20 protein-coding genes are annotated in these 26,098 nt (G+C 70.6%); 12 read left to right on the forward strand and 8 right to left on the reverse strand.

The annotated features are described in order from the left end of the window. The first annotated feature begins 243 nt into the window (after window positions 1-243). Window positions 244-846 (forward strand): GOLPH3/VPS74 family protein, encoded by a 603-nt coding sequence (locus ACWD68_RS17850; RefSeq protein ID WP_451807368.1) that lies wholly within the window; start codon window positions 244-246, stop codon window positions 844-846. A 40-nt stretch (window positions 847-886) separates the two neighbouring features. On the opposite strand, the gene ACWD68_RS17855 is transcribed toward ACWD68_RS17850, so the two are convergent. Continuing rightward, on the reverse strand, window positions 887-2,041 hold the full coding sequence (locus ACWD68_RS17855; protein WP_451807369.1) for a hypothetical protein: 1,155 nt from the start codon (window positions 2,039-2,041) through the stop codon (window positions 887-889). Window positions 2,042-2,395: 354 nt separating this feature from the next. Here ACWD68_RS17855 and ACWD68_RS17860 point away from each other — a divergent pair, with 354 nt between their 5' ends. From ACWD68_RS17860 to ACWD68_RS17885, 6 genes are all read left to right on the forward strand, one after another. Further along, a complete protein-coding gene (locus tag ACWD68_RS17860; protein ID WP_451807370.1) occupies window positions 2,396-3,388 on the forward strand; it encodes a LacI family DNA-binding transcriptional regulator in 993 nt (330 codons plus the stop codon). Window positions 3,389-4,118: 730 nt separating this feature from the next. Next, window positions 4,119-5,429, forward strand: coding sequence for an ABC transporter substrate-binding protein (locus tag ACWD68_RS17865; protein WP_451807371.1), 1,311 nt, complete (start codon window positions 4,119-4,121; stop codon window positions 5,427-5,429). Continuing rightward, a complete protein-coding gene (locus ACWD68_RS17870) occupies window positions 5,426-6,406 on the forward strand; it encodes a carbohydrate ABC transporter permease (protein WP_451807372.1) in 981 nt (326 codons plus the stop codon). The genes ACWD68_RS17865 and ACWD68_RS17870 overlap by 4 nt, the downstream gene beginning before the upstream one ends. Beyond that, the gene (locus tag ACWD68_RS17875) at window positions 6,403-7,290 is read left to right on the forward strand and encodes a carbohydrate ABC transporter permease (RefSeq protein WP_451807373.1); all 888 of its coding nucleotides are present in this window, start codon (window positions 6,403-6,405) and stop codon (window positions 7,288-7,290) included. The genes ACWD68_RS17870 and ACWD68_RS17875 overlap by 4 nt, the downstream gene beginning before the upstream one ends. Window positions 7,291-7,339: 49 nt before the next feature. Next, window positions 7,340-8,665: a glycoside hydrolase family 36 protein gene (locus tag ACWD68_RS17880; protein ID WP_451807374.1), complete on the forward strand. Its 1,326-nt coding sequence runs from the start codon at window positions 7,340-7,342 to the stop codon at window positions 8,663-8,665. Continuing rightward, on the forward strand, window positions 8,662-10,689 hold the full coding sequence (locus ACWD68_RS17885; RefSeq protein WP_451807375.1) for a beta-galactosidase: 2,028 nt from the start codon (window positions 8,662-8,664) through the stop codon (window positions 10,687-10,689). Before ACWD68_RS17880 ends, ACWD68_RS17885 begins: the two co-directional genes overlap by 4 nt. An 85-nt stretch (window positions 10,690-10,774) precedes the next feature. On the opposite strand, the gene ACWD68_RS17890 is transcribed toward ACWD68_RS17885, so the two are convergent. From ACWD68_RS17890 to ACWD68_RS17905, 4 genes are all read right to left on the reverse strand, one after another. Then, the gene (locus ACWD68_RS17890) at window positions 10,775-11,488 is read right to left on the reverse strand and encodes a GvpL/GvpF family gas vesicle protein (RefSeq protein ID WP_451807376.1); all 714 of its coding nucleotides are present in this window, start codon (window positions 11,486-11,488) and stop codon (window positions 10,775-10,777) included. Window positions 11,489-11,709: 221 nt separating this feature from the next. Continuing rightward, window positions 11,710-12,078 (reverse strand): low affinity iron permease family protein, encoded by a 369-nt coding sequence (locus ACWD68_RS17895; protein ID WP_451807377.1) that lies wholly within the window; start codon window positions 12,076-12,078, stop codon window positions 11,710-11,712. 2 nt (window positions 12,079-12,080) lie between these two features. Continuing rightward, a complete protein-coding gene (locus ACWD68_RS17900; RefSeq protein WP_451807378.1) occupies window positions 12,081-12,260 on the reverse strand; it encodes a CsbD family protein in 180 nt (59 codons plus the stop codon). A gap of 620 nt (window positions 12,261-12,880) precedes the next feature. Further along, the gene (locus ACWD68_RS17905; protein WP_451807476.1) at window positions 12,881-13,447 is read right to left on the reverse strand and encodes a DUF5709 domain-containing protein; all 567 of its coding nucleotides are present in this window, start codon (window positions 13,445-13,447) and stop codon (window positions 12,881-12,883) included. Window positions 13,448-13,662: 215 nt separating this feature from the next. Between ACWD68_RS17905 and ACWD68_RS17910 the strand changes: the two genes are divergently transcribed. The 5 genes from ACWD68_RS17910 (at window position 13,663) to ACWD68_RS17930 (ending at window position 23,279) form a co-directional block, all read left to right on the forward strand. After that, window positions 13,663-13,836: a CsbD family protein gene (locus tag ACWD68_RS17910; protein WP_451807379.1), complete on the forward strand. Its 174-nt coding sequence runs from the start codon at window positions 13,663-13,665 to the stop codon at window positions 13,834-13,836. Window positions 13,837-14,082: 246 nt separating this feature from the next. After that, the gene (locus tag ACWD68_RS17915) at window positions 14,083-15,627 is read left to right on the forward strand and encodes an MFS transporter (RefSeq protein WP_451807380.1); all 1,545 of its coding nucleotides are present in this window, start codon (window positions 14,083-14,085) and stop codon (window positions 15,625-15,627) included. Window positions 15,628-16,119: 492 nt separating this feature from the next. Next, window positions 16,120-18,396 carry a M4 family metallopeptidase gene (locus ACWD68_RS17920; protein ID WP_451807381.1) on the forward strand — a complete coding sequence of 759 codons (2,277 nt, stop codon included), beginning with the start codon at window positions 16,120-16,122 and terminating at the stop codon, window positions 18,394-18,396. Between the two features lie 254 nt (window positions 18,397-18,650). After that, the gene (locus ACWD68_RS17925; RefSeq protein WP_451807382.1) at window positions 18,651-20,357 is read left to right on the forward strand and encodes a hypothetical protein; all 1,707 of its coding nucleotides are present in this window, start codon (window positions 18,651-18,653) and stop codon (window positions 20,355-20,357) included. 381 nt (window positions 20,358-20,738) lie between these two features. Beyond that, on the forward strand, window positions 20,739-23,279 hold the full coding sequence (locus tag ACWD68_RS17930; RefSeq protein ID WP_451807383.1) for a discoidin domain-containing protein: 2,541 nt from the start codon (window positions 20,739-20,741) through the stop codon (window positions 23,277-23,279). A gap of 113 nt (window positions 23,280-23,392) precedes the next feature. Here the strand turns inward: ACWD68_RS17930 and ACWD68_RS17935 are convergent, their stop codons facing one another. The 3 genes from ACWD68_RS17935 to ACWD68_RS17945 all read right to left on the reverse strand — a co-directional run bounded on the left by ACWD68_RS17935 (window position 23,393) and on the right by ACWD68_RS17945 (window position 26,094). Continuing rightward, window positions 23,393-23,944 (reverse strand): Rv1733c family protein, encoded by a 552-nt coding sequence (locus ACWD68_RS17935; protein WP_451807384.1) that lies wholly within the window; start codon window positions 23,942-23,944, stop codon window positions 23,393-23,395. A 477-nt stretch (window positions 23,945-24,421) separates the two neighbouring features. Then, complete coding sequence (locus ACWD68_RS17940) at window positions 24,422-24,688, reverse strand: hypothetical protein (RefSeq protein ID WP_451807385.1); 267 nt, start codon at window positions 24,686-24,688, stop codon at window positions 24,422-24,424. Window positions 24,689-25,152: 464 nt separating this feature from the next. Next, window positions 25,153-26,094, reverse strand: a complete 942-nt coding sequence (locus ACWD68_RS17945) for a Ppx/GppA phosphatase family protein (protein WP_451807386.1) — start codon at window positions 26,092-26,094, stop codon at window positions 25,153-25,155. Between the last annotated feature and the right edge of the window lie 4 nt (window positions 26,095-26,098).

A 26,098-nucleotide genomic window follows, 5' to 3' on the forward strand; every position in this document is an offset into this window, starting at 1 on the left:
GGGGGGGGGGGGGCGGGGGGGACCCCGGCCGGGCCGGGCCGGCGCACAGTGCGCCGGCCGGACCGGACGTGTGTGCGGCCGGCCCGTCCGGAGGGACGGGCGGGCCACCGGGAGTTACGATCACGATCGTGACGTGCCCTTCTCCGCGGGCGACCGGATCGCCCGCGGACAGTGGGGCGGTGGATGTGATGGATCCGATGCGTGACGGTCGCGCCGGGCGAAGTACTCCGAGGGGAGCCGTTCGTGACCACGGCAAGGGACTTGTTCATCATCACGATGGACAAGGAGCCGGACCGTTCTGTGGGGCAGGGCGACCTGTCGCTCGCACTCGCCGGAGCGGAGGTGATCGATCTCCTCGCCGACGAGGTCCTCACGCTGGACGGTGACAGGATGGTGCCGACCCGGCAGCCGACGACGGAGGACCGTCTTCTGGGTGAGGCGGCGTCCGCGATCGTGCGGCAGGTCCCGTACGAGCGGGTCGAGGACTGGCTGTGGCGCAGGGGCCGCGACCTGTCGGCGGCCTATCAGACGGACCTCGAACAGGCGGGCCAGCTCACCCGGCAACGGCGTGGCCGCCTGCACTTCGGCGCCGACCGCATGGAGCTGGTGGACTCACCGGCCCGCAGCCGCGCGATGCACCGCTGGGCGGCGGACGAGCCCGTCCTCGCCGCCCTCGCCGCGATCGTCGGGATTCCCGCCGAGCAGACCGAGGACACCCCGGCCGTCGACGAGGCGGTGACGACCGTCCTGGTCGCCGTGCACGACGCGGTGATGGAGCTGGAGGCCGTCCGCCAGCGCCGGGTCATCGAGAACGCGGCGTTCGCCAACATCTGGCGGGGCGCCTGAGAGAACCCGCGCGAGGGACGGGTCCGACCGTACGCAGTGATCACCCGGACGTCTCGCGGGCCCGCTCCTCGCTCTCGCGTGCGGCCTGGAGGGTGTCGACGCGTGGCGCACGCCGGGGCAACAGCGAGTCGGTGACGCGCTGCAGCGTCTTCGTCAGGGGGTGCTTGTCCTGTCCCGACGCGGCGGCCCGCACGGCGGACGCCGCGTCGCGGTACTCGGCCATGTCGGCGAGCGCCGCGTGGGCGAGTTCGGTCGCCTCGCGGTACAGGTCGCGCGACTTCGTCATGGCGTCGAGGGCTTCGGAGTAAGAGGCCGCCAGGGCGCGCGTGTGGGCGAGTTCCTCTTCGAGGGTCAGCAGACGCCAGTCCTGCCGGAGTGCGGTGAAGGCCGCGGCCGCGTCGTCCGGCATTGGCCAGGGCAGTGCCGCGAACTGGACGACCTTGTCCAGGAGTTCCGTCGGTTCGGAGCCGTCGAGGAAGACGCTCCGCACCCTGAAGGCCTGCTCGTCGTACCCGATCCGGGCGGGTGTGCCGGACAGAATGACGGCTCCGCCGCGCGGCACGGACGTTCCGAGGTCCCCGAGCGCCCAGTTGACCGCGTGGAACTGCTCGGGCGTGGCACGGTGTTCCACGACGCGGTGCCGCAGCGCGGGCGGCAGCAACCGGGTCAGCGGGAGGCGGCCGTCGGTATCGGGGGTCATGGCCTCGTGCACGACGACGTTGATGCTCCAGCTGTGCCGTGCGATGTCCTTGAGCAGGCGGCGCAGTGCGGCGTCGTCCTTGGGGAGCGGATTGATGTCCTGGAGCCGCAGCCCGGCCACGCCGTCACGATCCCAGGAGATGTCGCTCTTCTCGGGCCAGAACATGGTGGCCGGCGAGGGCCAGGCGAGGTCCCAGGGCCGTTCCGCCTCGGCCGCCAGCGTCCAGCGCCGCTCGGCGTCCACGTGCTCACGTCCGTCGGTGACGAGCCGCGCCCGCACCGTGACGTCGTCGTCGACGAGCCAGCGCGCCTCGAAGACGTGAGCGTCCGGCGTCGAGGCGTTCTCCGTCTCCAGGAAGTCCTGGATCGTTTCGCTGTTCTTCAGTTCCCGCAGATGCTCCCGGAGCGCCTGCTGCGGGACGGGGCCGGTATGGCGCCCGGCGGCCAGCCAGACTGTTTCCGGGGCGGTGGGACGGTCTGTGGAGGACTTCGGCATGAGTCACTTTGCTGGTGGGGTGCGGTGTGCTCTCCCAGTATGGTCGCCTTGGGCCACGAGCCGGGAGGCGAGCCCCCTCTGGATCACGGACCGCCGCCATCGAGTGACTATGGGCATTTCGTTGACGCCCGGGTGGATTGGGGTCATCGCGAGGGATTCGGCCGGTCCGCCGATGGCCGGGACGGTCCGGACGGCCGGGTTTGCCCACGCGCGTGTCGCGGACGTGGACGGCGGGGCAAGACCGGCCGGGTGAGGGCGCGGACCTGCGAGGACGCGGGGTGAATCGTGCCGGCCGGGGCCTCCGGGACGGCGCGGGCGCCGGTAGGGTTGCGGTCGGAGAAGGGGCGGACGCGGATGCGGCAGCGGGTGACCATGAGCGATGTGGCGCGGGCCGCGGGTGTCTCGTCCGCGACCGTCTCGTACGTTCTGAGCGGCAAACGGCCCGTCACCGAGGAAACGCGCAAGTCGGTCGAATCGGCCATCGAGCGTCTCGGCTTCAGTCTCAACCCCGTCGCCCGCAGCCTTCGTACGGGCAAGTCCACGATGGTCGCCCTCGTCGTGCCCGACATCGCCAACCCGTTCTACGCGCTCCTCGCCCGGTCGATCCAGGACGAGTTGCGTGGCCGGGGCTACCACGTGCTGGTGAGCAGTACGGGGGCGCGGCGGGACGAGGAGGAGGCGCTGCTGCGCGAGGCGGTGCAGCAGCGGTTCGCCGGTGTGGTGATGACGCCGTTCCGGCTGGCCACCGATGCCTTCGACGTACTGCGCGGTGCCGCGATCCCGGCGGTGGTCAGCGCGGACGTCCCGTTCGGCGAGGTCGATCTGGTGACTCCCGACGCCGACGCCGCGGTCCGCGAGGCGCTGGCGCACGTGGCGGCCACCGGTCGGCGGCGCATCGGCGTGATCGCCGGGCCGCAGGACGCCGCGGGCGGCGATCCACGGCTGGAACGGGTCAGGAAGCACGCGTCCGAGGCGGGGCTGCACATCGCACGGGAGCACATCGTCCACGGTGAGCACACGCGCGAGGCGGGAGCGGAGGGCTTCGAGCGCCTGATGCGTTCCCGGCGCCGGCCCGAAGCCGTGCTGTGCGGCAACGACATCACGGCTGTCGGCGCGATGGACACGGCCGAGCGTCTCGGGCTCGACATCCCCGGCGACGTGTCTCTGGTGGGGCACGACGACATCGAGTTCGCCTCGCTGGTCAGGCCGCGCCTGACGACCATCCGGTATCCGGCGCGCGAGGTCGGCCGCGTCGCGGCCGGGCTCCTCCTGGAGCAGATCGACGGCCGAACCCGGCCGAGGACCGTGCGGGTCGCCGCGGACTTCGTGGCGCGAGCGTCCGTCTGACGCCGGTCTGACGTCGGACGGAAGTCGGTACGACGCCGCTGTCCCTCGAGGATCGCCGTTCAGGCACCCTGTTTTCCTCTCCCGCTCTTTGCCGGATCGATGTCGAGGGACCGTAGCGTAATCGATTACGTTGCGCGAGACTGGGCGGCGGGCGAACGCCTGGCAGGGGTGGGCAGCCGTACGGCCCGTGCTGAGGCCTGCGGTCTTTGGCATGAAGCAGTCCCCATGTCCGTTCGAGCTGCCTGTAAACAAAAACCCTCAGCGAGTGTTGGCTTTTGATTGTCTCCGTCGCGAAATTCGACACCCTCTCATGGCATCGGTCCGCCCCCTGCGGACCGGTCGGTGGCCCGTCCGGAGCGGTGGCGTCGAGGGCTCGCGGGGTTGCCCCCGCACCTGCCCGTCGCCCGCGGGGGTCGTGAACACCCGGTGTCGATCGCTTCTTCCGGGCTGCCCAACACCCCGCTGTCGCACCGGATGTGGCCGCTGAGCTGTGCGGTGAAGCCCGTCAGTGTCCGGAGTGGTGGTCCCGGCGTGCGGCCGGCCCCTTGGTGTGGCCGCGGTCGGCCCGTGCCGTGTCGGTCACGTTTCGGGTACGTGGGACGTGAGGTCTTGACGTCACGCCGACATCCGGCTGTCATTACGCCCACGTTGTTCGGTCGAGTTGGTTTCTGATCGATTTCCGGCCTCCCCGCCGTCCATCGCTGACCGAACCCTGCCCTCAGGAGCCGTCATGCACCTTCCCCTCTCGGGTCTGTCCGCCCCGACACCCAGCCGTCGCACCCTGCTTCGCGGAATCGGCGGCGCGGCCGCGCTCGGCGCGGGCATACCCCTGCTGAGCGCCTGCGGCGGCAGTGGCAGCGCCGCGGACCCCAAGACGGTCACCCTCGGCTCCAACGCGTCGGACGCCGTGCCGAAGAAGGCCTTCGCCGACATCTACGCGGCGTTCAAGAAGCAGTCCGGCATCGCGGTCGATGTGAACACCAAGGACCACAACACCTTCCAGGAGCAGATCAACTCCTACCTCCAGGGCACGCCCGACGACGTGTTCAACTGGTTCGCGGGCTACCGCATGCAGTTCTTCGCGGCCAAGAAGCTCGCCACCCCGATCGACGACGTGTGGAAGACGATCGGCGGCAACTTCCCCGACGCGATGAAGGCGCTCAGCAAGGGCGAGGACGGCAAGTACTACTTCGTGCCGCTCTACACGTACCCCTGGGCGATCTTCTACCGGAAGAGCGTCTTCCAGCAGCACGGCTACGAAGTCCCCACCACCTGGTCCCAGTTCATCGCCCTGTGCAAGCAGATGAAGAAGGACAAGCTGGTCCCGATCGCCTTCGGGGACAAGGACGCCTGGCCCGCCCTCGGCACCTTCGACCAGATCAACTTCCGTACCAACGGCTACGACTTCCACGTCGAGCTGATGGCGGGCAAGGCGTCCTGGACCGACGCCAAGGTGCGCGCCGCCTTCGACAACTGGGCCGAGATCCTTCCCTACCACCAGGAAGGCGCCGTCGGCCGCACCTGGCAGGACGCCGCGCAGACCCTGGCGTCGAAGAAGGCCGGCATGTATCTGCTGGGCACCTTCGTGGGCCAGCAGTTCACCGACGAGGCCGACCGCGAGGACCTCGACTTCTTCGCCTTCCCGGAGATCGACTCCGCGTACGGTCAGGACACCGTCGAGGCCCCCACCGACGGCTTCATGCTCTCCAAGGCCCCGAAGAACCACTCCGGAGCCGTCAAGCTCCTGGAGTACCTCGGCAGCCCGGCCGCCGAGCAGATCTACCTCAAGTCCGACCCGAACGTCGTCGCCGCCTCCACCAAGGCCGACACCTCCTCGTACAGCGCCCTGCAGAAGAAGGCGTACGAGATGATCGGCGGCGCCAAGCACCTCACCCAGTTCATGGACCGCGACAGCCGGCCCGACTTCACCTCGACGGTGATGCAGCCCGCGCTGCAGAAGTTCGTCCGCGACCCCAAGGGCATCGATGGTCTCCTGTCGTCCATCGAGCGCCAGAAGAAGACGATCTTCGCCTCCTCATGAGCACCGAGACGACCACCAAGAATCCGGAGGCGGCCGCCGTGCCGCCTCCGGGCACCGCATCGGTCGACAGCCGTGTGCCGCACGGGCACAAACGCCTGCTGACCCGGCGTGACCGGATCACGCTCGGTCTGATGGCGGGCCTGCCCACCATCCTGCACATCGCGCTCGTCTGGGTCACCGCGCTCGCCTCGATCGCGCTGGCCTTCACCACCTGGGACGGCATCGGCTTCGACGCCATCCAATGGGTCGGGCTCCAGAACTTCCGTGAACTCTTCACCCAGAACCCGCAGTTCTGGCCCGCCGTCCAGCACAACGTCGTCTGGTTCGTCGTGCTGATCATCGTCCCGACGCCACTCGGCCTGTTCCTGGCCGTGCAGTTGGACAAGAAGATCCGCTTCAGCCGGGTCTACCAGACCGCGTTCTTCCTGCCCGTCGTCCTGTCCATGGCGGTCATCGGGTTCGTCTGGCAGCTGGTCTACAACCCCGACACCGGCCTCATCAACAGCGTCATCGGGGCCAACACCCCCGGCCACTACATCGACTGGATCGGCGACCCGGACCTCAACCTCTGGGCGATCCTCATCGCCGCCTCCTGGCGCCACACCGGCTACATGATGATCCTCTACCTGGCCGGCCTGAAAGGCGTCGACCCGTCGCTGCGCGAGGCGTCGTCGCTGGACGGCGCCAACGAATGGCAGACGTTCAAGAACGTCCTCTTCCCGGTGCTGCGGCCGACCAACACGATCGTCCTGGTCGTCACGATCATCGAGGCGTTGCGCGCCTTCGACCTGGTGTACGTCTTCAACGGCGGGGCCCAGGGCACCGAGTTGCTGTCCATCCTGGTGACCAACAACATCATCGGGGAGTCGAGCCGCATCGGCTACGGATCGGCCATCGCGGTCGTCCTGCTGGTCATCTCGCTCATCGTGATCGTTCCCTACCTGGTGACCACCTTCCGGAAGGAGCGGCGATCATGAGCGCCTCCACCCTCGCGCTCAAGAAGCGCGCGCCACTGCGCCCGGCCCGGCTCCTGCTCCACCTCTTCCTCGCCGGGGCGTCCCTGGCCTGGCTCGCGCCGCTGCTCTGGGCGGTCTACGCCGCCCTGCGCCCGTACGGCGAGACCAGCACCAAGGGATATGTGTCCTGGCCCGACAAGCTGAGCCTGGACAACTTCACCGACGCGTTCCGGCAGTCGGACATGACGCACTACTTCGGCAACACCCTGCTGGTCGCGATCCCGGCCGTCCTGCTGACCCTGTTCCTGTCCTCCTGCGTCGCCTTCTACGTCAGCCGCTTCGACTTCCGCGTCAACCTGGCGCTGCTGCTGGTCTTCACCGCGGGCAACCTGCTGCCCCAGCAGGTCATCATCACGCCGCTGTACCGCCTGTACCTCCTGGTCGACCTGCCCGGCATCACCGTCAGCGGCAAGCTGTACGACTCCGCGCTGGGCCTGGTCCTCATCCATGTGGCGTTCCAGTCCGGCTTCTGCGCCTTCGTCCTGAGCAACTACATGCGGTCGCTGCCCCACGAACTCACCGAGGCCGCGCTCGTCGACGGCGCCTCGGCATGGCGCCTGTACTGGCAGATAACGCTGCCGCTGTGCCGGCCGGCCATGGCCGCGCTCGCGACCCTGCTGTCCATCTGGATCTACAACGACTTCTTCTGGGCCCTCGTGCTGATCTCGACCGGCGAGAACATGCCCGTCACCTCCGCCCTGAAGAACCTGTCCGGGCAGTACTTCACCGACCCCAACCTGGTGGCCGCCGGTGCACTGCTCACCGCGATCCCGACACTGATCGTGTACTTCGTGCTCCAGCGCCAGTTCGTCAGCGGTCTGACCCTCGGCGCCAACAAGGGCTGAGACGGCTCCCCTTGAAAGCGTCAGGCCGATCCACGTGAAAGAGAACGACGTGCCTCAATCCTTCACCACCGTGGCCAGCGTGCCCGTGGACCCGCGCACCGCACGGGTCCACGAGGAGGGCTGGCAGTCCTGGAGCCCCAGCGGCTCCTACGCCCTCGACGACATCCCCCATCGTCCGGCCAACACCAACTGGGCGACCGTCTGCTACCGGCCCGGCCGTACCGTGCCTCCCGCCACCTTCCAGGGCGAGGGACTACTCGCGCTGGACGCGGGCGACGGGTCCCCGGTCCGGCTGTGGGCCGCCCCGGACGCGCGGGGAGCGGTCCCGTCGATCCGGCTGACCGTCCGGGACGGCCGCGCCGAGATCAGCGCCGACGGCCCCGTCACCGAATCGGTCCACGCCGGACCGGACGGCATCCAGGGCGCCCTCGCCGCCTGGGCCGACGGACTCGCGCTGCCCGCCCCGCGACCCGCGCCTACGGTCTGGTGCTCCTGGTACGAGTACTTCACCGCCGTCACCGAGGACGACATCCACGAGAACCTCCACGCGATGGACACCCTCGACCTGCCCGTCGACGTCGTCCAGATCGACGACGGCTACCAGAGCGCGCTCGGCGACTGGCTCACCCTCTCGGGCCGATTCCGCTCCCGCGCCGCCCTCGCCGACGCCATCCGCGCGCGCGGCCGGCGGGCGGGCATCTGGACGGCGCCGTTCCTGGTGGCCCCGCACAGCGAACTCGCCGACCGGCACCCCGACTGGCTGGTCCGCGACTCCGAAGGCGCGCCCCTGCACGCGGGCCACAACTGGGACCACGACCTGTACGCCCTGGACACCACGCACCCCGACGCCGGGGCCCATCTGACCGACGTCTTCGCCACCTTGCGCGCCGAGGGATACGACTACTTCAAGACCGACTTCCTCTACGCGGGTGCCCTGGACGGTGTACGGCACTCGGGAGCCGACGCGCTGACCGCCTACCGCGCCGGCATCGCCCTGATCCGCGAGGCCATCGGCGCCGACGCCTACCTGCTCGGCTGCGGCGCGCCGATCCTCCCGTCCATCGGCCTGTTCGACGCGATGCGGGTCAGTCCAGACACGGCGCCGCACCGGCGCCCCGAGGCAGGCGACTACAGTCAACCCGGTCAGGATCCGGCCGAGTTCACCGGTTCGGGCCGCCAATGGCAGCACCGGCGCCTCTGGATCAACGACCCCGACTGCCTGGTGGCCCGCCCCGCCGTGGAGACCCGCGAGCGCTGGGCGGCCCACGTGGAGGCCACCGGCGGACTGATGGCCTCCAGCGACCGCCTGCTCTCCCTCGACGCCTGGGGCGTGGCCACCACCCGCCGCCTGCTGTCCTCCGGAGGGGCCGCATGACCGCCGACCGCGCGCTCTCCGTCCCCGGCATCGTCTACGGCGGCGACTACAACCCCGAGCAGTGGCCCGAGGAGATCTGGGCCGAGGACATGCGGCTGATGCGCGAGGCCGGCGTGACCATGGTCAGCGTCGGCATCTTCTCCTGGGCGCTCCTGGAGCCGTCCGAGGGGACGTACGACTTCTCGCGGATGGACCGCCTGCTGGACCTCCTGCACGAGAACGGCATCGCCGCCGACCTCGCGACCCCGACCGCCGCGCCGCCCGCGTGGTTCTTCCGGGCGCACCCGGAAGCGCTTCCCGTGGAGCGGGACGGCCGCCGGCTGACCTACGGCAGCCGGCAGACGTTCTGCCCGAGCAGCCCCGCCTACCGCGAGGCCGCCCTGCGCATCGCGGGCGCCCTCGCCGAGCGGTACGGCGCTCACCCGGCCGTGGTGATGTGGCACGTCCACAACGAGTACGGCTGCCACAACGCGGCCTGCTACTGCGACACCAGCGCCCAGTCGTTCCGGCGCTGGCTGCGCGAGCGGTACGACGACCTCGCGGCCCTCAACCACGCCTGGGGCACCACCTTCTGGAGCCAGTGGTACTACGACTGGGACGAGGTCCTGCCGCCCCGCGCCACCGGCGCCGTCCCCAACCCCACGCACCAGCTCGACTGGCGCCGCTTCTGCTCCGACGAACTGCTCTCGCTGTACACGGCGGAACGGGACGTGCTGCGGGCCGCGGCCCCGTCGACACCGGCCACCACCAACTTCATGGTGATGGACACCTTCGACGCGCTGGACTACTGGCGGTGGGCCCCGGAGCTGGACGTCGTCTCCAACGACCACTACCTGATGTCCGCCGACCCCGCCTCGGAGATCGACATCGCGCTCAGCGGCGACCTGACACGGTCGCTGGCGGGCGGACCCTGGCTGCTCATGGAGCACTCCACCGGCGCCGTGAACTGGCAGCCCGTCAACCGGGCCAAGAGCCCCGGCGAAATGCGCCGCAACGCCCTGGCCCATGTGGCCCACGGCGCCGACGGCATCGCCTACTTCCAGTGGCGGGCCGCGAAGGCGGGCGCCGAGCAGTGGCACTCGGCGATGCTCCCGCACGCGGGCACGGACAGCCGTATCTGGCGGGACGTGGTCCGCCTCGGTGCCGATCTGAGGGCACTGGCCGAGGTCCGCGGCAGCACCGGCACGGCTGAGGTCGCCATCGTCTGGGACTGGAACGCCCGTTGGGCTCTGGAGCTGCCCTCCCAGCCGAGCGGCGAACTCCGGTACCAAGAACTGGTCCGCGCCTGGTACGAGCCACTGTGGCGGTCAGGGGTGGCCGTCGACTTCGTGCGCCCCGACGCGGATCTCTCCGCCTACCGGCTGGTGCTGGCCCCGAGCCTCTATCTGGTCGACGAGGCGGGCGCGGCGAACCTCGGCGGTCACGTCGAGCGCGGCGGCACCCTCGCGGTCGGTTTCCACAGCGGCGCGGTCGACGAGAACTGCCACATCAGGCTGGGCGGTTACCCGGGGGCGTTCCGGGAGACCCTCGGCGTCCGCGGTGACGAGCTCTTCCCGCTCCTGCCCGGTGAGTCCGCCGTGTTGAGCGGACAGGTCCCCCCGGGCGCCACGGCCACGCTGTGGTCGGAGCGCGTGCGTCTGAACGGCGCCGAGGCCGTCGCCTCGTACGCGGACGGGCCGCTGGCCGGTGTTCCGGCGGTGACGAGGAACGCCCAAGGGGCAGGCGTCGCCTGGTACTTGGCGACGCTCCCCGACCCGGACACCCTCGCCGCACTGCTGGACCGCGTCCGTGACGATGCCGGAGTCGCCGATGCCGGGCATTTGCCGCCGGGTGTGGAGGTCGTCCGGAGACGCGGCCGGGACGCCGACTACGTGTTCCTCATCGATCACGCGGGCGAGGGAGCGGAGGTGCCCGTCCCGGCCGGGGCCACCGAACTCCTGACCGGCAGGACGCTGACGGGCTCGGTCACGGTCGCGCCCGGAGACATCGCGGTCGTCCGGGAACCGCACACGGCCGGCCGGTAGGCGGTGCCGGCCCGGCGCGTGCCCGCAACCCGTGGGCGGGCACGCGCCGGGAGCGAGCCGTGCGCGGGGGCCGCCCGCTTCTTCGTCAGCTGAAGCTGTAGGGAGGCAGCGGACCGTCGAGCCGGAACTCGAAGCCCTCGCCCATCTGGTGGGCGAGGCTCAACTCCGTGGTGAGGAAGAGTTCGTCGTGCTCCTCGTTCACCAGGAACGAGACGCTGAGGAAGTCCGCTCCGGCGGGGCGGCCGACGTCGACCTCCCGGGCGAACGGGCGCAGCGCCTCGGTCACACCCGAGGCCAGGGCCGCGTGGCGGGTGCGGCCTTCCTGGGCCACCAACTCGCCGAGCCTCGGGGCCGCGTCGGGGTCCGCCGTGCCGTCGTGGATCTCGTCGTTGAGCTGCCGGGCCACCTCCGACTCCGAGAGGATCTCGCGCAGCAGCATCTCCTCGTCCTGCGACGCCGTGAGGTGGTACTCGGCGCAGCCCTCCAACTGGCGCAGCCGGTCGGTGTAGTCGTCCGCGCGCTCCTCCAGCGTGAGCCGGACCGCTTCGTCGTCCGGGGCCGTGCAGCCGAACCTCAGGGGCAGTACGGTGCCGTCCGCCATCAGGCGTTGCTGGACCTCCTGATGGGCGCCCATGTCCCCGTGCTCCGGCCGTAGTTCCTCCGGTGCGTCACTCACCACCGCGCAGAGCGGACCAGCGGTCACCGTGCGCAGTCGGGAGGGTGCTGCCCCTACACCGTCGAGACCGTCGAGTCGTAGCGGATGGTCCTTCGGCGTGATCGAGTAGATGTATACGGCCATGGCTCATTTCTCCGCGTGAGACGCGCTTCTCTCCCGCCGGGAGGAGCGTCACGCCGGACTCCCCTGCAAAAGTGCAATACCATCATATAAGGGTACTTGACCCGTTGGGTAGAGATGAGATGCCCAATGGGGTCGCCCGTCGGATGCTGCGGCGCGGGGAGCCGGGAGCCGGCACGGCGAGGTCCGCGGCGGCGCGCCGAGAGCTGCCGGGTCTTTCGGATCTAGGTCTCGTCCTCCATGCGGATCACCTTCCTGAGGTCCTCGTGCGCCCTGCCGGGCGCGCCTTCCTGCGCCTCCAGCAGCGCCGCGGCGATGGCGTCCAGCTTGCGCTGGATCGCCCGCTCGGCCCGAAGTTCGGAATTCTTCAGCAGCGCGAGGAGCAGCAGCGTCACGGCGGTCATCGCCTCACCGGCGAACAGGAGCCATTTCTCCTCGAGGCCGGCGATGTGCACGGCGACGGTGAGGGAGACCAGACCGACGCAGAACGCGAAGAAGGCCGGCGAGCTGGTGAACCTCGACCCCGATTCGGCGAACCGCTCGAACCAGCCCCGTTCGTCACCACCGCGGTCGGCGGGATGCTGAAGAGTCATGGTCAGCGCTTGGTCCACTGGCGCACGCGGGCCGTGGCCGACTCCGTCATCTCCTGTGCCTTGCCGCGCAGTTGCTCACGTCGCCCCGCCCTCTGCACCGAACTGTCGCCCAGCGCCTTTCCGACGGACTCCTTCACCTTGCCCTTGATCTGCTTCGCCTTCGCGTTGCCCTTGAGCTTCATCGCTGCCGTCCTCTCAGGGGCGCACCGCGCCGCGAACGTGGCCGGTCACCGCCCTCTTCCTCACCGTGTGGCCTCGCGGACGGCTCCGCAAACCGGCGCGGGCGTGTCCGTCCGCGTCCGACACCTCCTGGCGTCCGGCCGGGTTTCTCCGCGCCACGGAGGGGGACCCGATGGTGACAGCCCGGAGTCGCAGGGACAGCCGGTGGCGACCGGGACCGCACACAAGGAACCGGGGCCGAAGACAGAAGGAAGATGAAGTGCCGTGACCGCGGACATCAGCATCAGGACCACCATGCGAACCGAAACGGGATGGGCGAAGGCACGCCGCCCGCGGAACACGAGTCCGCGGACCTGTGTTCCGGCGACGGCCGACCGGACGGCACGCCAGGACCGGTCCGCCCCGGAATGGAACATCGTCAGGGGCGAGGACTGATGGTCCGTCACCCCGAATCCGTACGAGGTCGGTGGCTCGGTTCCTTCGGACGCGAAGGGACGATGCGTACGCGATCGAGCAGTTGATCCGTGCGAGAAGTCGATCCGTGCGAGTGCGAAGGATTCCGCGCACCCCAGGCCTGCCCACCGACGGTCAGTGCGCACCGACGGCGAGGGCGCACCGACCGCTAGGGCGCGGTGTCCGTCTCGGAGCGCAGCCGGCGGACCACATCATCCGGGGGGCGGCGTGCGTCCTCGTCCGGCAGCCGTTCGGGCACGTCGTCCGGAATCAGGTGGACGGCATCCTCCTCCCCGGATGAGGAGGCGGCACCGTCGATGCCGAGCTCCTCGGCGAGCATGTCGTGCTCGGCGTCCAGGTGGGCGCCCTCGTCGAGGACTCCGGGCCGACCCGTGCGATCCGCCGGCTCCTCGTCGTCCAGGGGCTCGTCGTCCTGCCCGCCCTCCGGTTCGCCCTCGCCGTCGTCGGCACGGGGCTCCTCCAGCGCCGGATCGGTCCGCTCCTCGGCCAGCTTCTCGTCCAGGGTCTCCCCTTCGCGCTGCTCACGCGGCGTGACACCCCGGTGGTCCACGGCGAGCGGACGCTCGGGCGGTGACCATCCTTCGTCGAAGGGATCCGAGCCCCGGTCCTCCAGGGTGTCCTCCGGGTCGAGGATGCCCTCGTCCTCGCGGACATCGGGGCCTTCCGACTGGTAGACCTCATCACCCATGGCGTCGTCCTCGCTCCGGCTGCCCATGGTGTGGGCGACCCTCCAAACGGATCGAACTGTCATGGGCCCATGTATCCAGGCTGGCCCAGCCCATCCATTCCGGCACGCCGGAGCCGCGCGGGACCACGGAGCGTAGCCGGGTCGTCGGGTACCGATAGGGGATCTTCACGTTTGGCACGGGCGTGAGGGGTCACTCGATGCCTTGGCACCCGAAGTCGATCGTGATGGGGAAGTGAGACGTCGTGAGTGGAGAGCAGAAGGCCAAGGCCAAGATGGAGCAGGCCAAGGGCAAGACGAAGGAAGCGGCCGGGCGCGCGGTGGGCAACGAGCGGATGACCGCCGAGGGCCGGGCCGAGAAGGCGAAGGGCGACGCGCGGCAGGCCAAGGAGAAGACGAAGGACGCCTTCAAGCACTGACAAGCTCAGGCGCAGGAGAGCCGGCGCGGCCGTCCGACCGAGCCACGTGGGGCCCGTTCCGGGGAACGGGCCCCACGGCCTGTGCCCATGGCTTCGTGCGCAAGGCTCTCTGCCTACGGCGCCGTGCCCACGGTCGGCCCCGGCGCCCCGCTGCCTGGTGCGAACCCCACGCCGAGACCCGGCCGCGCTCCCTCCGGAGCGAGCCGGACACCATGTCGTGTTGCCGGATGCCGGCACGGGCCGAAGATGGTGGGGGAGCGGTGGAGAGGAGCCCCCGGCGTGGGACCGGACACGCAGGCAGACGGACCTGAGGACAGCACGCGGGGGGCGGCCGAGGGGGCCGATCCGCGGCGCTGGCACGCCCTGTGGGTCACCCTGGTGGCCGGGTTCATGAGCCTGCTGGACGTCACCATCGTCGCGGTGGCCCTGCCCTCCATGCAGCGGGAACTGCACGCCTCCGCACCGTCCATCCAGTGGGTCGTCTCCGGTTACGCCCTCACCTTCGCGCTGGTCCTCGTGACCGCCGGACGGCTGGGCGACGCGATCGGCCGACGGCGGATCTTCCTGGTCGCGCTCGCCGCCTTCGTCCTGTGCAGCGCCGCGGCGGGCGCCGCACCGACCATCGCGCTCCTCATCGTGGCCCGACTGGCGCAGGGCGTGGCCGCGGGCTGTCTCGCACCGCAGAACTCCGCCCTCATCCAGCAGATGTTCCGCGGAGCCGAGCGAGGGCGCGCCTTCGGGCTCTTCGGTGCCACGGTCGGCATATCCAGCGCCGTGGGCCCCGTCGTCGGCGGACTGATCCTGATGCTCGCCGACGGCCCCCAGGGCTGGCGCTGGATCTTCTACGTGAACGTACCGGTCGGAGCCGTCGCGTTCCTGCTGGGTATGCGTCTGCTGCCCAAGGTCGCTCCGGGCCGCCGGGAACGACTCGACCTGCGGGGCGTTCTGCTGCTCGGCTGCGGTGTGCTCGCGATGATGCTTCCGCTGGTCCTCGCGGAGTCCGGCGGCGTACGGAAGCTGTGGTGGCTCTTCCTGGTCGGGCTGGGTCTCCTCGGTGCGTTCGCGCGGTGGGAGCGGCGCCTGGCGGCGGCCGGCGGCCGGCCCCTTCTGGACCCTCGCCTGGTGACGAGCACGCGAGGGTACGCCGCCGGAGCGACCATCGCCGCGCTGTACTTCGTGGGGTTCAGCGGGGTGTGGCTGGTGTTCGCCCTCTACTACCAGAACGGTGAGGGCTACTCCCCCCTGCGCTCGGGGCTCGCGGTGACCCCCTTCGCGATCGGTTCGGCCGCGGCCGCCGTGGTGGCCGGGCGGCTGGTGGAACGGCTGGGCCGACTGCTGACCGTCTGCGGACTCGCCGCCGTCGCCCTCGGTCTGGGCGGAGCCGTGCTGATCCTGAAGCTCGCGCCGGGGGACAGTGCCGTGTGGTTCGCGGCTCCGGCCCTGTTCGTCGGAGGTCTGGGCAGCGGCTGCGTCATCTCGCCCAACGTCACGATGACCCTGCGGGACGTGCCGGTGCGGATGGCGGGTGCGGCGGGTGGAGCGCTGCAGACGGCCCAACGGCTGGGCGGCGCCGTCGGTACGGCCGCGCTGCCGGGGCTGTTCTACGTGGTGCTCGGCACCGGCCTTCACGACTACCGCTCCGCCGTGGCGATCGCCGTCGGCTCCGGGATCGTGCCCATCCTCTGTGCTCTCGGCCTCGCGGTCCACGACTGGCTGCGCGACCGCAAACCCCAGTCGCCGCCCTGCCCGCCGGAACTGTCGCACGGCCACACCCACGCGAGTCAGTTGTGAGAGCGGAGCCTCCGAGGGCAGGGCTCAGGAGGGCGTGCTTCGAAGACCGCCCACTGGTCGCCTGAGCGCAGGGACCGAGCACGCTTCTCCGCCAGGACGTGACCCGGCGTCGAGCCGTGCGCGTCGACGGTGGCAGCCGCGCTCACAGCCACCTCACAGCGGCCGAAAAGGTCTGACGGACGTGATGAACTCGCAGTAGGCAATGGTCAGTTCAAGCCGTTGTCTTGTCGTCTCCATGACAAGACCGCCGGAGTGATGTCACTCTGCTGTCGAACGTTCACGCTTCGTTCACACCACCCCCGGTGCCCCCCCGCGCCCCTCATCCCCCGCTCGTGCCCCCGCCCCCTCGCGATCCATGCGCCGCCGAGTCCGCGAGCGCGTTCGTGCGGCACTTCGTGTGGTGCTCCTTCCCTCCCGACCCTCCGCGGACCGGCCGCACCCCGCCGGTCCGGTCGCCCGGACCCCTCCCGGGCCAACCCCCCGCAGAAGGAGATGACCTTGAACCGGCAACACCGCTCCGCCCGTCGGCGCAGACACGCCGCTGCCCTCGCCCTCACCACCGCGAGCTCGTTACTGGTCCTCGCCGTCCAGCCGGGCTCCGCGTCCGCCGCGCCCGCCGACCCCGTTCCCGCCAAGACCGTCGCCAAGCCCCGGGCCGGAGCGGCCCAGGTCCCGCTGTCGCCCGCCAGGCACACCGCCCTCGTCAAGAGCGCCGGAGCGGCGGTGGGCGCCACCGCGAAGCGACTCGGCCTCGGAGCGCGGGAGAAACTCCTCGTCAAGGACGTCGCCCAGGACGTGGACGGCACGACCCACACGCGGTACGAGCGCACCTACGCGGGCCTTCCGGTGCTCGGCGGCGACCTGGTCGTCCACATGAGGAACGGCCGGAGCACCGTGTCCGAGGCCGGCCGTGCCACCATCACCGTGGCTACCACCAAGCCGAGGATCGCCGCCTCCGACGCCGCGGCGAAGGCCCTCGCGGTGGGCAGGAAGGCGGCCGTCGAGCGATCCGAGGTCGACGGGGCTCCCCGGCTCGTCGTCTGGGCCGCCAGCACCCGTCCCGTCCTGGCCTGGGAGTCGGTGATCGAGGGCTTCCAGCACGACGGCACGCCGAGCGAGCTGCACGTCGTCACCGACGCGGTCTCAGGCAAGGTCGCCTCCCGGTACGAGGCCGTGCACACCGGCTCGGGCACGGGCCAGTACAGCGGCACGGTGCAGCTCGGCACCACGCCGTCCGGATCGGCGTACCAGCTGGTCGACGGGGACCGTGCGGGCCACCGCACCTACGACCTCAACCAGGGAACTTCCGGCACCGGGACCCTCTATACGGATGACAACGATGTCTGGGGTGACGGCACCCAGAGCAACCGGCAGACCGCCGGCGTCGACGTCGCCTACGGTGCCGCGGCGACCTGGGACTACTACAAGGACGTCTTCGGCCGCAACGGCATCCGCAACGACGGCGTGGCCGCCTACAGCCGGGCCCACTACGGGAACAGCTACGTCAACGCCTTCTGGTCCGACAGCTGCTTCTGCATGACCTACGGCGACGGCGCGAGCAACGCCAAGCCGCTGACGGCGCTGGACGTGGCGGCCCACGAGATGAGCCACGGCGTCACCAGCGCCACCGCGAACCTGACGTACTCGGGAGAGTCCGGCGGCCTCAACGAGGCGACGTCTGACATCTTCGCCGCGGCGGTGGAGTTCCACTCCGACCTCGCGGCCGACGTCCCCGACTATCTCGTCGGCGAGAAGATCGACATCCGCGGCAACGGCACGCCCCTGCGCTACATGGACAAGCCCTCCAGGGACGGATCCTCCCGCGACTACTGGGACTCCTCGCTGGGCGGCATCGACGTCCACTACTCCTCGGGGCCGGCGAACCACTTCTTCTACCTGCTCTCCGAGGGAAGCGGCCCTAAGACCGTCAACGGCGTGTCGTACGACAGCCCCACCCATGACGGTCTGGCCGTGACGGGCATCGGCATCGAGAACGCCGCCCGGATCTGGTACCGCGCGCTGACGACGTACATGACGTCGACGACCAACTACGCCGGTGCCAGGGTCGCGACCCTCCAGGCCGCGGCCGATCTCTTCGGGGCCTACAGCCCCACCTACCTCGCCGTCGCGGACGCCTGGGCGGGCATCAACGTGGGCGATCGCATCGCCCTGGGCGTCAACATCGCCCCGGTCGCCGACCAGACCTCCGGGGTCGGCCAGGAAGTGTCCCTCCAGGTGAACGCGTACACCACCAACACCGGCGCGACCCTGGCCTACGCGGCCACCGGCCTGCCGGACGGTCTGGCCATCAGCGACACCGGCCTGATCTCCGGGGTCCCGACCACCACCGGGACCAGCGACACGACGGTCACGGTGACCGACAGCACCGGCGCGGCCGTGTCGGTGGCCTTCCAGTGGCGGATCGCGTACGTCTACGCCAACAGCACCCGTGTCGACATCCCCGACGTCGGCGCGGCGGTCGAGTCGCCCATCACCATCACGGGCCGCAGCGGCAACGCCTCGGCGACCACAGAGGTCTACGTCAACATCGTCCACACCTACCGGGGTGATCTGACGGTCGACCTGGTCGGCCCCGACGGCACCGCGTACTCGCTGCTGAACCGCAGCGGTGGTTCCGCCGACAACGTGGACCAGACGTTCACGGTGGACGCCTCGGCACAGCCCGTCGACGGCACCTGGAAGCTGCGTGTCCGGGACCTGGCCTCGATCGACGTGGGCTACATCCAGCAGTGGCGGATCACGCCCTGACCCGGATCTGACCCGGTTCTGACCCGGGTCCGACCCGGAACCGGCCCGCCCGTCCGGACCGCCTTCGCGGACCGGGCGGGCGAGCCGTCGGCGCCGTGCGTCCGTGGACTCCGTGCGTTTCGGCGGCGGGTGCCCCTCGGATGCTCGACGATGGAGGGGACAGCACGTGCCCCGTGCGGCGCGTCCACCTCTGGGGCCAGGCGGCACCGGCTCGTTGGCGCCGCCCGGCCGGCCGAAGCGTGCGGGAGAACGGCATGGACTACTACGATCTCGGCACCCACCGCCGCCCCGTGACGACGGCGTCCGCCGAGGCCCAGCTGTGGTTCGACCGCGGGCTGGTCTGGTCGTACGCCTTCCACCACGAGGAAGCCGTCGCCTGCTTCGAGGCAGCCGCGGCGGCCGATCCCGACTGCGCCATGGCGTACTGGGGCATCGCCTACGCGCTGGGCCCGAACTACAACAAGCCCTGGGAGTTCTTCGACGGCGAGGACCTGGTCCGCACGGTCGAGCGCACGCACGCCGCGGTGCGGCTCGCGAGCGAGAAGGCGGCTGCCGCGACCCCGGTGGAACAGGCCCTGATCGGTGCGCTCGGATCCCGGTACCCGCGGGCGGAACCGGTCGAGGACTGCTCGGTGTGGAACGCGCCCTACGCCGACAGCATGCGCACCGTCCACGAACTCGCCCCCGACGACCTCGACCTCGCCGCCCTCTACGCCGACGCGCTGATGAACCTCACCCCGTGGCAGCTGTGGGACCTGCGGTCCGGTGAACCGGCCGAGGGCGCCCGGACCGTGGAGGCCAGAGCGGTCCTGGAGCGGGCGCTCGCCACCGAGGCGGGGGAGCGGCACCCCGGGGTCCTGCATCTGTACATCCACCTGATGGAGATGTCTCCCACCCCCGAGACCGCCCTGCCCGTCGCGGACAGGCTGCGCGGTCTGGTGCCCGACGCCGGGCATCTCCAGCACATGCCCACGCATCTGGACGTGCTGTGCGGCGACTACCGGCGCGTGGTGGCGGACAACAGCGCCGCGATCGTCGCCGACGAGAAGGTCCGCGCGCGGGCGGGCGCGATGAACTTCTACACCCTGTACCGGTCGCACGACTTCCACTTCAAGATCTACGGGGCCATGTTCCTCGGGCAGGCGAAGACCGCTCTGGACACCGCCGCGCAACTCGAGGCGACCATCCCCGAGGAGCTGTTGCGGGTGCAGAGTCCGCCCATGGCGGACTGGCTGGAGAGCTTCCTCGCGATGCGGGTCCATGTGCTGATCCGCTTCGGCCGCTGGGCCGACATCCTGCGACTGCCGCTGCCCGCCGACCCGCGGCTCTACTGCGTGACGACCGCGATGCTCCACTACGCCCGCGGTGTCGCCCTCTCCGCGACCGGGCGGACCGCCGAGGCCGAGGCGGAGCGCGGACGGTTCCGCGAGGCGGTGTCCCGGGTCCCGGAGACCCGCATGCTGTTCAACAACACCTGCGCCGACATCCTCGCGATCGCGTCGGCGATGCTGGACGGCGAGCTGGAGTACCGCAAGGGCAACCACGACCTCGCCTTCGCCGCGCTGGAGCGGTCGATCGCGCTGGACGACGGCCTTCCCTACGACGAGCCGTGGGGATGGATGCAGCCCACCCGGCACGCCTACGGGGCACTGCTCCTGGAACAGGGGCGCGTGGCGGAGGCGGAGGCCGTCTACCGTGCCGACCTCGGACTCGACGACACGCTGCCGCGGGCCTCGCAGCACCCCGGCAACGTCTGGTCCCTGCACGGCTTCCACGAGTGCCTGCTCCGGCTCGGCAAGGCGGGGGAGGCGCAGATCGTGGCCCAGCAGCTGAAGATCGCGCTCGCGGTGGCGGACGTACCGATCGAGGCGTCCTGCTACTGCCGTCTCGTGACCGCTGCCGATCCGGACGTCGATCCGGCCGTCGATCCCGCCGAGCGGGACTGCTGCGACGGACAGTAATTGACGGAGTGTCACGGGTGGCTGAGAGCCATCGCTCCGGCGCCCCGGCCCTGACTCCGTGACGGTGGGCCGGAGCGTCCCGCGCTACCCCGTGTCTTCAAGCCTTGACGGTTCCGTGCGGTGTTCCGCCCGCCGGTGCCCTCTTCCCCCCAGGTCGCAGCCCCTGGAGCGGTCCGCCGACAGGGGCTCCCCGCACACGAGTTGAAGAAACTCGCGTCACGGGACTTGCCACCCTGATGGTTCATTACTTAAATCAAATCGTGAACTAAGAGGCCTGGAAGGCCAGTTCGCGCCCATCCCTCGCATGGCACAGCTGTTTGCTCAGCTCCGAACCCCAGTGTGTCCGCTCCGCTCGTCACCCCACCCGCATGGAGTCACGGCATGAAACTCAGATCTCTGGGTGTCGCGCTCGCCGCAATGGCCGCGCTCATCACCCTGCCCCTGCAAAGACCGGCCGCCGCGGCAGAGCTGCCGCTGTCCCAGGGCAAGACGGCCACGTCGTCCTCGGACGAGAACGGGGGCACTCCGGCCGCCGACGCCGTCGACGGCGACACCGCCACCCGGTGGTCCTCGGCCGCCCTGGACACTCAGTGGCTCCAGGTCGACCTCGGCACGTCGGCCACGGTCACCAAGGTCGTCCTCAACTGGGAGGCGGCGTACGGCAGTGACTACCGCATCCAGACGTCCCCGGACGGGAGCAACTGGACCGACATCAAGACGGTGACCGGTGGCGACGGGGGCATCGACACCCTCGACGTCTCGGGCCAGGGCCGCTACGTACGGATGTACGGCGTCCACCGCGGCACCCAGTACGGCTACTCCCTCTGGGAGTTCCAGGTGTTCGGCGACGGCGGGACGACCCCGCCCGCGACCTGTGACACGGCCAACGCGGCGCAGGGCAAGTCGGCCACCGCCTCCTCCACCGAGAACGCGGGTACCCCGGCCTCGGCCGCCTTCGACGGCAACACCGGAACACGCTGGTCCAGCGCGGCCTCCGACCCGCAGTGGGTCCAGGTCGACCTGGGAGCGACCCGCGACCTGTGCGGCATCGACCTCAACTGGGAGGTGGCGTACGGCAAGTCCTTCCAGATCCAGGCCTCCGCGGACGGTCAGAACTGGACCACGCTCAAGACCGTCACCGACGGCACCGTCGGCAAGACCTCCTACGACGTCTCCGGCCAGGGCCGCTACGTTCGGATCAACGGGACGACCCGGGGCACCGTGTACGGGTACTCCCTGTGGGAGGTCGCCGTTCACACCGGTTCAGGAGGCACCCCGCCCGTGGAGGGCGGCGGCGACCTGGGGCCCAACGTCATCGTCGTGGACCCCTCGACGCCCGATCTGCAGCAGAAGTTCGACCAGGTCTTCGCCCAGCAGGAGTCGAACCAGTTCGGCGCCGGCCGCTACCAGTTCCTCATGAAGCCCGGCACCTACAACGGCATCAACGCCCAACTCGGCTTCTACACCTCGGTCTCGGGCCTCGGCCTCAACCCCGACGACGTCCACATCAACGGTGACATCACCGTGGACGCGGGCTGGTTCAACGGCAACGCCACCCAGAACTTCTGGCGTTCGGCGGAGAACCTGTCGATCACTCCCTCCAACGGAACCGACCGCTGGGCCGTGGCGCAGGCCGCCCCCTTCCGCCGTATCCACGTGCAGGGCGGCCTCAACCTCGCCCCGGCGGGCTACGGTTGGGCCTCGGGCGGGTACATCGCCGACTCCAAGATCGACGGCACGGTCGGCCCGTACTCCCAGCAGCAGTGGTACACACGCGACAGCTCCGTCGGCGGCTGGACCAACGGTGTGTGGAACATGACCTTCACCGGCGTCCAGGGAGCGCCGGCGACGAACTTCGACTCCGGCCCCTACACCACCCTGGACACCACCCCGGTCTCCCGCGAGAAGCCCTTCCTCTACCTGGACGGCAGCGCGTACAAGGTGTTCGTGCCCGCCAAGCGCACCAACGCCCGCGGTGTCTCGTGGCCCAACACGGCCGGTACGTCGATCCCGCTCGACCAGTTCTACGTCGTCAAGCCCGGCGCGACCGCGGCGACCATCAACGCGGCCCTCGCCCAGGGCCTCAACCTGCTGTTCACCCCGGGCGTCTACCACCTGGACCAGACGATCAACGTGACGCGGGCCAACACCGTCGTCCTCGGTCTCGGGCTCGCGACCGTCGTGCCGGACAACGGCATCGACGCGATGCACGTGGCGGACGTGGACGGTGTCAGGCTCGCCGGATTCCTCATCGACGCCGGCCGCTCCAAGTCCGACACCCTGCTGCAGATCGGTCCGTCGGGGGCCTCGGCCGACCACTCCGCCAACCCGACCACCATGCAGGACGTGTTCGTGCGGATCGGCGGTGCGGGCCCCGGCCTCGCCACCAACTCGGTCGTGGTCAACAGCGACGACGTGGTGATCGACCACACCTGGCTCTGGCGGGCCGACCACGGCGAAGGGGTCGGCTGGGACACCAACCGCGCCGACTACGGCCTCGTGGTCAACGGCGACGACGTCCTGGCGACCGGCCTGTTCGTGGAGCACTTCAACAAGTACGACGTGCTGTGGAACGGTGAGAACGGGCGCACGATCTTCTTCCAGAACGAGAAGGCGTACGACGTGCCCAACTCCGCCGCCATCACCCACGACGGCGTCGTCGGATACGCGGCCTACAAGGTCGCCGACTCCGTGGCCGTGCACGAGGCATGGGGTCTGGGAAGCTACTGCAACTTCACCTCCGACCCGTCGATCGTGCAGGCCCACGGCTTCCAGGTCCCGGTGAAGACCGGGATCAAACTGCACGACATCCTGGTGATCTCCCTGGGCGGCAAGGGCCAGTACGCCCACGTCATCAACAACACCGGCGCACCCACATCGGGGACGGACACCGTCCCGTCGAAGGTCACCCAGTTCCCGTGACCCTGAAAGGCGCCGGCTGAAGGCACGTGGGTGCCGCTGCTCCGCCCCGTTCGGGGGAGCACCGGTACCCACCGGCCGTTCGCGCCGGGCCGGGCTCGGCCGCCTGCGCGTTCTCAGGCGGGGCGGTGTCCCGGCCTGGGGCCCATCGCGGCCCAGGCGCGTTCCCATTCCCTGTCGCGGCCCCGGTCCAGCCGTACGCGCACGACCCAGCGGCTGCCGAGCACCACCGCGGCGGTGCCGCCCGCGGCGAGCGTGCCGAAGAGGACGCCCTGTGCCGCAGCTTCGGTGGCCGTGACCGGCGCTTCACGCATCGCGCCGCGCTCGTCCTGCCAGACGGTGGCCGCGGCTCCCGCCCCGGTACCGGCCCGCACGAGAGCCGTACCGATACGGGTCGACCCGTCGGGAGCCGTCCAGCGCACAGCGGCCCGCGTATCCGCGTAGACGCTGTCCGGGGCGTCCGAGACCAGCACGGCGGTCGTCCTCTGCCAGTCCCGGCCGTGCCGCAGCGCGGTGTTGTGCGCGTTCAGCCCGACGGCCGCACCGACCGCCGGAGCACCCGTGGCCAGCAGCAGGAACGTGCCGAGCACCACCCATGCCTCGGTCACGTCGGAGCGCCGCCGCAGCGGGTTGCGCCGCCAGCGCCAGAGTCCGATCCTCGTACCCATCGCACGCCCCCTCCGCTCACCGGCACACCGACCGTGACACGCGGGGCCCCGCCCTTGTCAGGGCCGGCCGGGCCGTTGCGCACGGGACGACCGGACCCGGTCCGGGACCCGCGTGGACCGTGCGGGACCGCGTGCGTGACCGGCCGTCAGTGCTCCGGCTTCCCGTGAGCGGGTCGAACTATGCCCCGCGCCGGCAACGACATCGTCCGGTGCCGCGCCCCAACCCCCGCCTCCGTCACATGAGTTGCCCTACACAGTCCGGCCGAACGGGCGCCGCGCTCGAGCGCCGATCGCGATCACATGGCGCGAAGTCGCGAAGAGGCCGGACGGCGAAGGGGCGAAATGGGCACGAGAAAGGGCGGCCAAGAGACGACGAGGCCAAGAGACGAGGAGGGCGACGAGATGAGGAGGCGAGGGCCCGATGGTGTGGCGACGCCGGGACGACCGTGGGCCGGTCGGGGGGCGTCGCCGGGTCGGTCAGCGGGAGGTGTCCGCGTGCGTTCCCGCCCGTATGCCGGGACGCGTCGTGTCGAGGGGTGCGTCGTGAGCGCGGGGTGCTTCCTGGTCGGGCGGCCCCGCCGGTTCCACCAGGGCGGCGTGGGCGAGGAGGCGACGGGCCAGTTCACGTGCCTCGGCGGGGGTGAGGGAGGCCCACACCCCGTGTTCGTCACCCTGGTCGGGGCCCACGTCCAGGGTGACGCGGCCGATCGGCCGCTCCCGTGTGGCCAGCCGCAGTTCCTTCACGGCGATCCTACGGCCGCAGGAAGTCACCAAGGGCAACTCGCCCGCTGCGGCCTCCCGCAGTCGTCGCTGTCCGGACGCCATCATCGCTCTCACGCCTTTCCACGCGCAGATCCGCCGGTCCGTCCACCGCGCGAGGTGAAACCCCGTGCCCCGGTGCCTGCCGGGGTATTCGAATCAGCATCACGTGGCACTGGTTTGTTCCCGGCCTCCGCTCGCCGCGCGCCCCCGCAATCGGTCGTGGCATCGGTGACGGGGGCTCACACCGATGCCGCGTCCGCGTGGCGAGGGATCACGACGGTTCCGAGGGAACCGGCCTTGCTCCGCTCACCGGACGGGCCTGCCTCGCTGCAGCCGTGCGTCGGCGTCGCGTCGGCCGCGCGTCGGCCGTGTTCCGGAGGTGCTCCGGCCGTGCGGAAGCGCTCCGTTCGCCCGGAACGGGAGCGCTCGTACAGCCGGAAGCCGGGTCAGAGGTGAGCCGAACCCTTGGGGCGCAGGGCGCCGAGACGCTCCAGGAGCAGCCCCTCCCGGGTGGACCAGGGGGAGATCTCCACACTGGTGGCCCGGCAGGCCTTCATCAGGGCTTCCGCGACGAGTGCCCCGGCCAGGGACTGCCCGGCCCGGTGACGCGAGATGCCGGGCAGACGGCCGCGCTCCGCGGACCCGTGCTCGGCCAGCACGCCCACCGCGGCCCGTACCTCTTCGATGGTCAAGCGCTGCGGATCGCGGGAGCGGCCGCGGCCGGCGGTGGTGTAACGGGCGAGCTGGGTGAAGGTCTTGGAACAGGCCAGCACGCGTCCGTCCGGCTCGGCCCGCGGCAGGTCGGTCACCTCGGCCAGGCGGTCGCCCAGATGGTCGCGTACCTCGGCCAGCCGCCGTTTCGAGGACACGGCCTCGCCGAGTCTCCAGTCGCGGGTGACCGTGCGGGCGCCCAGCGGCAGGGAGAGGACGGTACGGGGCTGCTTGGCCGTGCCGGAGGCGATCTCCACGGTCCCGCCGCCGATGTCGAGCACCAGCAGGGAACCGGCCCGCTCGCCCGCCCAATGGCGGGCGGCCACATAGGCCAGGCGGGCCTCCTCCTCACCGGACAGCACCCGCAGCCGGGTACCGGTGGCGCGCGCCACCTGGACGAGGACCTCCTCGCGATTGGGCGCGTCGCGAATCACCGACGTGGCGAACGCGTAGACCTCCGGCAAGGACTCGCGGTCCTCGGCGAGCGTTTCGGCCACGGCCAGCTGGACGCTGCGTACACCGGATTTGCCCAGTCGTCCCGTGGCATCGAGTGTCTCGTGCAACTGGAGCCGCACCTTGCGGGACAGCACCTGCTCCATGTCGACCCCGGCGCGCCGTCGCGCCACGGTGAGCAACGCGCTGTGGCACCCGACGTCAAGTACACCTGCCTGCCGCACGGTG

The sequence above is a fragment of the Streptomyces sp. NPDC005141 genome, from assembly GCF_053599975.1.

Bases quoted from the DNA above. Each gene is read 5' to 3' on its own strand.
- ACWD68_RS17855 (WP_451807369.1), bottom strand. From the start codon at position 2,041: ATGCCGAAGTCCTCCACAGACCGTCCCACCGCCCCGGAAACAGTCTGG.
- ACWD68_RS17860 (WP_451807370.1), top strand. From the start codon at position 2,396: ATGCGGCAGCGGGTGACCATGAGCGATGTGGCGCGGGCCGCGGGTGTC.
- ACWD68_RS17865 (WP_451807371.1), top strand. From the start codon at position 4,119: ATGCACCTTCCCCTCTCGGGTCTGTCCGCCCCGACACCCAGCCGTCGC.
- ACWD68_RS17870 (WP_451807372.1), top strand. From the start codon at position 5,426: ATGAGCACCGAGACGACCACCAAGAATCCGGAGGCGGCCGCCGTGCCG.
- ACWD68_RS17875 (WP_451807373.1), top strand. From the start codon at position 6,403: ATGAGCGCCTCCACCCTCGCGCTCAAGAAGCGCGCGCCACTGCGCCCG.
- ACWD68_RS17885 (WP_451807375.1), top strand. From the start codon at position 8,662: ATGACCGCCGACCGCGCGCTCTCCGTCCCCGGCATCGTCTACGGCGGC.
- ACWD68_RS17890 (WP_451807376.1), bottom strand. From the start codon at position 11,488: ATGGCCGTATACATCTACTCGATCACGCCGAAGGACCATCCGCTACGA.
- ACWD68_RS17895 (WP_451807377.1), bottom strand. From the start codon at position 12,078: ATGACTCTTCAGCATCCCGCCGACCGCGGTGGTGACGAACGGGGCTGG.
- ACWD68_RS17900 (WP_451807378.1), bottom strand. From the start codon at position 12,260: ATGAAGCTCAAGGGCAACGCGAAGGCGAAGCAGATCAAGGGCAAGGTG.
- ACWD68_RS17905 (WP_451807476.1), bottom strand. From the start codon at position 13,447: ATGGGCAGCCGGAGCGAGGACGACGCCATGGGTGATGAGGTCTACCAG.
- ACWD68_RS17915 (WP_451807380.1), top strand. From the start codon at position 14,083: ATGGTGGGGGAGCGGTGGAGAGGAGCCCCCGGCGTGGGACCGGACACG.
- ACWD68_RS17920 (WP_451807381.1), top strand. From the start codon at position 16,120: ATGACCTTGAACCGGCAACACCGCTCCGCCCGTCGGCGCAGACACGCC.
- ACWD68_RS17925 (WP_451807382.1), top strand. From the start codon at position 18,651: ATGGACTACTACGATCTCGGCACCCACCGCCGCCCCGTGACGACGGCG.
- ACWD68_RS17930 (WP_451807383.1), top strand. From the start codon at position 20,739: ATGAAACTCAGATCTCTGGGTGTCGCGCTCGCCGCAATGGCCGCGCTC.
- ACWD68_RS17935 (WP_451807384.1), bottom strand. From the start codon at position 23,944: ATGGGTACGAGGATCGGACTCTGGCGCTGGCGGCGCAACCCGCTGCGG.